10 protein-coding genes are annotated in these 8,097 nt (G+C 73.3%); 1 reads left to right on the forward strand and 9 read right to left on the reverse strand.

Annotated elements, in window-relative coordinates; translation table 11 throughout:
- Nucleotides 1-114 precede the first annotated feature (114 nt).
- Nucleotides 115-960 carry a hypothetical protein gene (locus VFO68_RS14900; protein ID WP_325158867.1) on the reverse strand — a complete coding sequence of 282 codons (846 nt, stop codon included), beginning with the start codon at nt 958-960 and terminating at the stop codon, nt 115-117.
- A gap of 43 nt (nt 961-1,003) precedes the next feature.
- Between VFO68_RS14900 and VFO68_RS14905 the strand changes: the two genes are divergently transcribed.
- Complete coding sequence (locus tag VFO68_RS14905) at nt 1,004-2,014, forward strand: quinone-dependent dihydroorotate dehydrogenase (RefSeq protein ID WP_325158868.1); 1,011 nt, start codon at nt 1,004-1,006, stop codon at nt 2,012-2,014.
- On the opposite strand, the gene pspM is transcribed toward VFO68_RS14905, so the two are convergent.
- The 8 genes from pspM to VFO68_RS14945 all read right to left on the reverse strand — a co-directional run.
- A complete protein-coding gene (pspM, locus tag VFO68_RS14910; protein WP_325158869.1) occupies nt 2,011-2,769 on the reverse strand; it encodes a phage shock envelope stress response protein PspM in 759 nt (252 codons plus the stop codon). The genes VFO68_RS14905 and pspM overlap by 4 nt on opposite strands.
- Nucleotides 2,770-2,841: 72 nt before the next feature.
- On the reverse strand, nt 2,842-3,690 hold the full coding sequence (locus VFO68_RS14915) for a PspA/IM30 family protein (RefSeq protein WP_325158870.1): 849 nt from the start codon (nt 3,688-3,690) through the stop codon (nt 2,842-2,844).
- A 123-nt stretch (nt 3,691-3,813) separates the two neighbouring features.
- Nucleotides 3,814-4,383, reverse strand: a complete 570-nt coding sequence (locus VFO68_RS14920; protein ID WP_325158871.1) for a hypothetical protein — start codon at nt 4,381-4,383, stop codon at nt 3,814-3,816.
- A 64-nt stretch (nt 4,384-4,447) separates the two neighbouring features.
- Nucleotides 4,448-4,906 (reverse strand): helix-turn-helix transcriptional regulator, encoded by a 459-nt coding sequence (locus VFO68_RS14925; RefSeq protein ID WP_325158872.1) that lies wholly within the window; start codon nt 4,904-4,906, stop codon nt 4,448-4,450.
- Nucleotides 4,907-5,056: 150 nt separating this feature from the next.
- A complete protein-coding gene (locus tag VFO68_RS14930) occupies nt 5,057-5,563 on the reverse strand; it encodes a CinA family protein (RefSeq protein ID WP_414635509.1) in 507 nt (168 codons plus the stop codon).
- Between the two features lie 5 nt (nt 5,564-5,568).
- Nucleotides 5,569-6,198 (reverse strand): CDP-diacylglycerol--glycerol-3-phosphate 3-phosphatidyltransferase, encoded by a 630-nt coding sequence (gene pgsA, locus VFO68_RS14935; RefSeq protein WP_325158874.1) that lies wholly within the window; start codon nt 6,196-6,198, stop codon nt 5,569-5,571.
- On the reverse strand, nt 6,195-7,613 hold the full coding sequence (gene rimO, locus VFO68_RS14940; protein ID WP_325158875.1) for a 30S ribosomal protein S12 methylthiotransferase RimO: 1,419 nt from the start codon (nt 7,611-7,613) through the stop codon (nt 6,195-6,197). Before rimO ends, pgsA begins: the two co-directional genes overlap by 4 nt.
- A 23-nt stretch (nt 7,614-7,636) precedes the next feature.
- On the reverse strand, nt 7,637-8,097 hold a 461-nt coding region (locus VFO68_RS14945; RefSeq protein ID WP_325158876.1), incomplete at its 5' end, for a hypothetical protein.

An 8,097-nucleotide genomic window follows, 5' to 3' on the forward strand; every position in this document is an offset into this window, starting at 1 on the left:
GCCGACCTCGGTGGTCGGCGAATACCAGGCAGTCACCCAACCCCCGGAGTCTCTGGGACCTAGTCCGCCCCAGGGCCTGTGGTTCGCCACAGGAAGCGCGCTCCGGGGGTTGTCCTATTTCTCGTCCAGTGCGGCCAGCCGCGCCTCGGCCTGCTGCACCTGCTTCCAGGCCTGGCTCGCCCGGCGCTCGGCCTCCTTGACCGACCGGCGGGCCATCGCCACCAGCCCTCGGGCCCGCTTCTCCCGGCTCTCGGCGGCGTCCAGTTCCTCGCCGAGCCGCCGGACCTCGGCCGCCGCCTCGTCCGCCGCCGACTCGGCGCCGGCCAGCGAGCGCTCGTCCTCGGCCCGGGCGGCCTCGGCCTCCTTGACCGCGGCCCGGGCCTCGTCCAGGGCCTGTTGCGCCCGGTCCCGCGCGCCGGTGGCGGCCGGTTTCGCTGTCGCTTTCGGCTTCGGTTTCGGCGCGGGCGGAGTGTCGCCGCCGGCCGGCCACCCGGACATCGGGGCGAAACCCTTCGCCGAGGTCAGGCACCCGGCGACCAGCGCGCGGCCGGCATCCGGATCGGCGACGGCCCGGGTGAACACGTCCTCCAGCTCACGCAGCACCGACTCGCTCAGCGCCGAACCGTTGTGCCGGGTGGCCCGCTCGACGAGCGTCCGGACCAGCTCGGTCCGCTCCTGGGACAGCGTCCGGATCTGCCCGCCGTCCAGCCGCTCGTGCGCCTCCCGCAGCGCGTCCCCCAACTCGGCCAGCGCGGTCACCTCTGCCGGATCGGTGCGGGCCAGCTGGTTGGCCACCCAGGCCGCGGTGGTGGGCTTGGCCAGCTTGTCGATCTCCGCGGCCACCTGCGCCGCCCCGGCCGCGCGGGCCCGTCTGGCCAGTTCCTTGCGCAGGGCGATGAACTCTTCCCGGGGGGCGGCATAGAGCTCCTGCACCGCGGAGCCGAGCTCGGTTCCAGACACGGGTACATCATCCCCTGCCGGCCGCGGGTGACACGATGAGCGGGTGATCTACTCCGGGTTGGTTCGGCGGCACCTGTTCCGGTTGGGTGGCGGCGATCCCGAACTGGCGCACGAGCGGACGCTCGCGACGCTGACCCGGCTCGGCGGCCATCCACGCCTGGTGTCGCTGCTGCACCGCCACTTCGGCCGCGCGGCGCCGCGCACCGTGTTCGGCGTGCACTTCCCCGGGCCGGTGGGGCTCGCCGCCGGCATGGACAAGGACGGCGTCGCGCTGTCCGCCTGGCCCGCGCTCGGGTTCGGGTTCGTCGAGGTCGGCACGGTCACCCGGCACCCGCAGCCGGGCAACCCGCGGCCCCGGCTGTTCCGGCTGCCGCAGAGCGCGGCGATCATCAACCGGATGGGCTTCAACAACGCCGGCGCGCAGGCCCTGGCCGACCGGCTGGCGGCCTACGGTCCACTTCGGACACCGCTGGGCATCAGCATCGGCAAGTCGGCGGTCACGCCGGTGGCCGACGCGGTCGAGGACTACCTGGCGGCCTTCCGCATCCTGCGCCACCTCGGCGACTACTTCGCCATCAACATCAGCTCGCCGAACACCCCCGGCCTGCGCACGCTGCAGGACCGGGCCGCGCTGGACGCCCTGCTCGGCGCGCTGCGCGCGGAGGCGACCGTGCGGCTGCTCGTCAAGATCGCGCCGGACCTGACCGACCACGCCATCGCCGAACTGCTCGAGGTGTGCGCGGCGCACGAGGTCGACGGGGTGATCGCCACCAACACCACGGTGGCGCGAGACGGCCTGGCACCTGGCGACGCCGCCCGGGCCGAGGAGACCGGCGGGCTGTCCGGCCGGCCGCTCGCCGCCCGGGCGCTCGAGGTCGTCACGTTCGTCGCCAAGCAGACCGGCGGCGACCTGCCGATCATCGGCGTCGGCGGGATCGGCACGCCGGACGACGCGCTGCGGATGTTCGACGCGGGCGCGAGCCTGGTCCAGCTCTACACCGGGTTGATCTACCAGGGACCCGGCCTGGTGCGCCGGATCAACCGAGTTCTTTAGCCCTTTGACAGGTCGCGCAGGGCCAGGGCGAGGCCGGCGAGGTGCTCGGTGGCGTCGGTCAGGTCGTGCCGCGGGTCGCCGAGCGAGCTGGCGGCCAGCACCCGGCCGGCGGCGGCCACCAGGCTGCGGTACCCGTCGACGCCCTCGTCGAGCTGAACGCGCAACCGCCGGACCGCGTCGGCCAGCGCGCCGCGCTCCAGCGGCGGCGAGTGGTCCCTGGCCCGCTCCACGGCGTGCAGCTGGGCCGCGACCGAGCGCAGCACCACCGCCGCGTCGGCCCCGGTCTGCCGGGTGTGCGCGGCCGACTCGGCCGGCACCGACCCGCCGCGCTCGATCTGGCTGAGCAGCTCGGCCAGCGTGCCCTCGGCCTCGCCCAGCCGCTCCATCGGCGCCCGGGCCATCGAGCTCTTGGGCGGCAGCGCGGCAGGGACCGGGCGCGGTGTGGCCGATCCCGGGCCGAGCTCCCGCTGCTGCTGGGTGAGCCGCCGCATCCGGAGCCCGGAACGAACCGCGAACGTGCCCGCGATCAGTCCGATGATCACCGCGGACAGCGCCATCTCAAGCGTGATCGCGCCGACGAACGCGCCCACCGCCACCACGGTGCAGATCATCGTGACCAGTGCCCAGACGGTCGCCCAACGGGACGCCCAGGCCCGGCGGCGGGCCAGCCGGGCGCGCTGGCGCTCCAACTGCACCGCCGGGTCGTCCCGCCGGGTAACGGCCTTGTGCATCTCGGCGCGGACGTGCTGCATCATCTGACCACGCCACTGTTGCTCGGCCATGGCGATCAGACGCCGTAAGTCGCGCGCATGTCCCATGCTGGATCGTCAGGAACCGGGCTGTGGGTTGGCCTTCTGCTCCTCGGCCACCCGCTTGGCGATCTCCGCCTGGATGTTGGACGACGCCGCCGAGGAGGAGGCGCCGGTGCCGGCGGTGACCTGAGGCGCCACCGAGCCGCCGTGCATCGAGGCGCGGATCTGCTCCAGCCGGGACTGGCCGGCCATCTCCGTGGTGGAGGCCTGCACCTCCAACATCCGGCCCTGCACCGAGTTCTGCGCCAGCTCGGCCGAACCGATCGCGGTGGCGTACCGCTTCTCGATCTTGTCGCGGACCTCTTCCAGGGACGGCACGTTGCCCGGCGCGGCCAGCTCGCTCATCTGGTTGAGCGACTTGGAGACCTGCTCCTGCATCTTGGCCTGCTCCAGCTGGCTGAGCAGCTTGGTGCGCTCGGCCAGCTTGTTCTGCAGGACCATGGCGTTGCGCTCGACCGCGGCCTTGGCCTGGGTCGCCGCCTGCAGCGCCTGGTCGTGCAGCGTCTTGAGGTCCTCGATGCTCTGCTCGGCGGTGACCAGCTGAGTGGCGAAGGACTGCGCGGCGTTCTCGAACTGGCCGGCCTTCTGCTCGTCGCCCTTGGCCCGCGCCTCGTCGGCCAGCACCAGCGCCTGGCGGGCCGAAGCCTGCAGCTTCTCCACCTCGCCCAGCTGGCGGTTGAGCTTCATCTCCAGCTGCCGCTGGTTGCCGATCACGGCGGCGGCCTGCTGCGAGAGCGCCTGATGCTGCCGCTGCGCCTCCTCGATGGCCTGCTGGATCTGCACCTTCGGGTCGGCGTGCTCGTCGATCTTCGACGAGAACGACGCCATCAGGTACTTCCAGAACTTCACAAAGGGGTTGGCCATCTCCTCCGCCTGCCTTCTCCGTGCTCTGGCTGCTCTCGCGCTTGTGAAGAGCAACGCCCCACCGTCGCTGTGGGTTCCATCGTTCCAGGTGCACGGTTGCCGATCCACCGCACCCCGCAGAAATCAGGGATGGCCCTGACGTTGCGAACCGAACCCTGATCCGGTCTCCGGGTTGGACCGCTCACCGATCTCGGCCAGACCGGCCCGTAACCCGGCCAGCCTGCTGTTCAGCGCGTCGGTGGGATCATGGGCCAGGGGCGGGGCAGCGGACCTGGCGATCAACACGAGCACCTCGGCACGGGCCCGCTCCAGGCCGGCGACGGCCACCTCCATCCGGGCCAGGTGCGCGGCGCCCAACTCCCGCAGCGCGGCGGCGGCCGGCGGCTCGGGACCCCGGAGCTGAGCCAGGGCGTGTTCCAGCTCGGCCACCTGACCGGCCATCATGCGCAGTTCGGCGAGGACCTGGTTCGCGTCGGCGACCACGCCGTGCCACGCTTCGTGACCGGCCAGCAACCGGCCGAGCTCGCGGACGATTCGTGTCCCCCGGGACAGCAGCGGCCGGGCCGGGCTACCCGGAACCGGACGCCGGGGTTGGGGCTGGTCGGTGATCTGCCGCTGCCCGGACCTGGCGCGCGTCAGCAGGGCCACGAACCCCGCGAGCCCTCCGCCGGCGACCAGCAGTTCGAGGATCACCGGTCGATTGTGTCAGTCCGCACACCATTTCGGCAGCGCTTCAGCGGACGCCGCCGACCCTGCTTCAGGCGGCGAAGACGACGCCGGCCCGGGCGCCGCCGATCGCGGTCGGCATCCGGTGGCTGAGCGCGGGTTGAATGCGCAGGTCGGCCAGGTTGTCCCCGACGATCGCCGGGACCAGCCGGCCCCCGTCGACGTTCTCCACCGAGGCCCGCGCGGCAGGCTCCCGCTCGCCGGTCCCGCCCTCGACCGGCTCCGGGCGGGGTGGCACGGCGTCCGGCACGGCGGTGAGCGCACCCAGGTCGGAGGCGACGTTGTACAGCAGTTCGGACAGCGGTAACTCGAGCGCGTCGCAGATGGCCGCCAGCAGTTCGCTCGACGCCTCCTTGCGTCCCCGCTCGACCTCGGAGAGGTAGCCCAGGCTCACCCGGGCGGAACGGGAGACCTCGCGCAGCGTGCGCCGTTGGTTGGTGCGGGCGTGCCGAAGCCGATCACCGATGGCCTCGCGCAGAAGCACGGTCATCGCGCGCCTCCCTTCGTCCGGCGGGTCCAGCCGAGCACAGTGGCTACGTTACCCAGAGGGTGCGGCCGCCCGCAGCGACACGGCCACCCGTCCGCCAAGGGCGAACGAGCGGCGCGGCCTCAATGTTCCCTCGTGGGAAGCGCGGACCGCTCAACTGTCCCTGGACGTCTGCTCAATCCTGTCGTGGAGCAGCTCAAGCGCGTTTCGAACGGCGACGGAGCGGACCGTGTGCCGGTCGCCGGAGACGCGCAGTGGCCGCACCGTGACCCCCGAGGCGCCGGCCAGCCCGACGTAGACGGTGCCCGGCTCGACCCCGTCCTGCGGGCCCGGCCCGGCCACCCCGGTCAGCCCCAGCCCCCAGCTCGCCTGGCAGCGTTCCCGCGCCCCGGCGGCCAGGCTCTCGGCGATCAGCGGGTGCACCGCGCCGTGCTCGTACAGCGCCCGCCCGTTCACCCCGGCGAGCGCGACCTTGAGCTGGGAGGAGTAGACGATCAGCCCGCCACGCACCACCGCGCTCGACCCGGCAACGCCGGTCAGCACCGCGCACACCAGCCCGCCGGTCAGCGACTCGGCGGTGGCCACGGTCTCCTCCCGGGCGCGCAGCCGGTCCAGCACCGCGACCACCAACTCCGGATCGATGTCCAGAGCGTCGGCCAGCGGACTCACCCGGGCTCCCGGGTCGCCGCCCGGCCGGCCGAGCGCAGCTGCAGCGCCCGGATCACGTAGTCCACGCCGGTGACCACGGTCAGCGCCACAGCGATGCCCATCACCGCCCAGCGCACCGGGTCCAACGCCTCGAGCCCGGGCAGCAGGAACAGGCCGATGCCCACCAGCTGGGTCAGCGTCTTCCACTTGCCGCCCCGGCTGGCCGGGATCACCCCGTACCTGATCACCCAGAAGCGCAGCAGGGTCACCCCCAGCTCCCGGACCGCGATCACGATCGTCACCCACCAGGGCAGCTCGCCGAGCATGCTCAGCCCGACCAGCGCGGAGCCGACCAGGGCCTTGTCGGCGATCGGGTCGGCGATCTTCCCGAAGTCGGTGACCAGGCCGAACTTGCGGGCCAGCCGCCCGTCCACGTGGTCGGTGATGGAGGCGACGGCGAACACCAGGGTGGCCACCAGCCGCCAGCCGGTGGACTGGCCGCCGCCGGCGAACAGGGTCAGCAGGAACACCGGGACCAGCACCAGGCGGGTCACGGTGAGCATGTTGGCGACGTTGACCAGCGGGATCACCGCCGCCGGTTCCGGCAGTGGGCCGGTGGGCGGCACCGGCTCGCCGGCGGCGCTCACGGACTTTCCCTGCGGGGCACGACCTCGAGCGGGTGCACGACCAGGTCCACCCCTTCGGCGGCCACGACCTTCGCCCGCACCAGGTCGCCGACCGCGAGCCCGGCCCCGTCCGGCAGGAGGCATTCGCCGTCCACCTCGGGCGCCTGGTGCCCGGCGCGGCCGGTGCACTCGTCGCCGGCCTGCTCGACGAGCACCAGCACCTCCTCGCCGACCCGGTCCTCGGCGCGCTGCGCGGTGAGCTGCTCGACCAGGTCGCCGACCCGGGCCACCCGCTCGGCGACGGCGTCGTCGGCCAGCTTGTCCGGCAGGCCGGCCGCCTCGGTGCCGTCCTCGTCGGAGTAGCCGAACACGCCGACCGCGTCCAGCCGGGCCTCGGTGAGGAACCGCTCCAGCTCGGCCAGGTCCGCCTCGGTCTCACCGGGGAACCCGACGATCACATTGCTGCGGATGCCGGCGGCCGGGGCCTGGTCGCGGATCTGGTCGATCAGGGCCAGGAACGAGGCGGTCGAGCCGAACCGGCGCATCCGGCGCAGCACCGGCTCGCTGGAGTGCTGGAAGGACATGTCGAAGTAGTCGGCGACCCCAGGGGTACCGGCGATCGCGGCCACCAGCGCCGGGCGGGTCTCGGCCGGCTGCAGGTAGGACACCCGCACCCGGTCCACGCCGGGCACCGCCGCCAGCCGGGGCAGCAACGCCTCCAGCCCACCCAGTTCGCGGCCGAGATCCTTGCCGTAGGAGGTGGAGTTCTCGCTGACCAGGAACAGCTCGCGGGCGCCCTGCTCAGCCAGCCAGTGCGCCTCGGCGAGAACCTCGTCCGGGTGGCGGGAGACGAACGCGCCGCGGAAGGACGGGATCGCGCAGAACGCGCACCGCCGGTCACAGCCCGAGGCGATCTTGAGCGCGGCCACCGGCGCGTCGTCGAGTCGCTTGCGCAGCACCCGGGGGCCCCAGCCGTGCCCGGGCACGGTGACCTCTGTGGCTTTGGCCGGGCGGTGCACCGGGGTGATCGGCAGCAGCGTGCGCCGGTCCCGGGGCTGGTGGGACGCGACGGACCGGCCGGCGACCACGTCATCGAGCCGTTGCGCCAGGTCCGGGTAGTGGTCGAAGCCGAGCACCGCCGCCGCCTCCGGCAGGCTCTCGGCCAGCTCCGCGCCGTACCGCTCGGCCATGCAGCCGACCGCGACCACCTTGGCGCCCGTGTCGGCGGCGGCCAGCAGGGTGTCGACGGAGTCCTTCTTGGCCGACTCGACGAAGGTGCAGGTGTTCACCACGACGACGTCGGCGTTCTCGTCGGTGTCCACCAGCTCCCAGCCGTCCTGGCTCAGCCGCCCGGCCAGCTCCTCGGAGTCGACCTCGTTACGCGCGCACCCGAGGGTGAGCAGCGCGACACGGCGGGAGGGGTGCGGGATGGACACGACTCACAGCGTAACTGCCCACCTCACCGCGGCCAGCCCGCGATGCCGGCGCATCCTGGTCCATCCCCCGCCGCCCGCATCCCGGCGGTGAGGTCGACTCCCTCGAACGGCCGCGCGGCCACCGCGACCACCTTCGGCCAGGTCGCGTCCAGGACCGTTCCCGGATCCCCGTGCTCCATCCGGGCCCGTCCCTCTTCGACCTGCCGCCGGGCCGTCCCGAACCGGTCGGTCAGCCCCCGCACCGCCGCCGCGCCCCCGTCCACCGGCGGGTCTGCCAGTGCGGTGAGCCGCTCCGTCCCGGCCGCCAGCGCCGCGGCCGCCCCGTCGAACATCCGCCGGGCCGCCGCCCGCAGTTCCTCCGGCGAGTCCACCCCGTCCGCGACCGGCACCTGCCAGATGCCCAGCTGCACGTCCCGGACCGCCGCACAGAACTGGTTCATCCACGCCACTCCCTCCGGCGTCGCCGACGCCGGAGCGGGTGGCC

Origin of the sequence: Actinophytocola sp. (genome assembly GCF_035712165.1) — a bacterium.
Lineage (GTDB): Bacteria > Actinomycetota > Actinomycetes > Mycobacteriales > Pseudonocardiaceae > DASYTH01.

Excerpts from the sequence above, each read along its gene's own strand:
- pspM (WP_325158869.1), bottom strand. The coding sequence starts at position 2,769 with ATGATGCAGCACGTCCGCGCCGAGATGCACAAGGCCGTTACCCGGCGG.
- VFO68_RS14915 (WP_325158870.1), bottom strand. The coding sequence starts at position 3,690 with ATGGCCAACCCCTTTGTGAAGTTCTGGAAGTACCTGATGGCGTCGTTC.
- VFO68_RS14925 (WP_325158872.1), bottom strand. The coding sequence starts at position 4,906 with ATGACCGTGCTTCTGCGCGAGGCCATCGGTGATCGGCTTCGGCACGCC.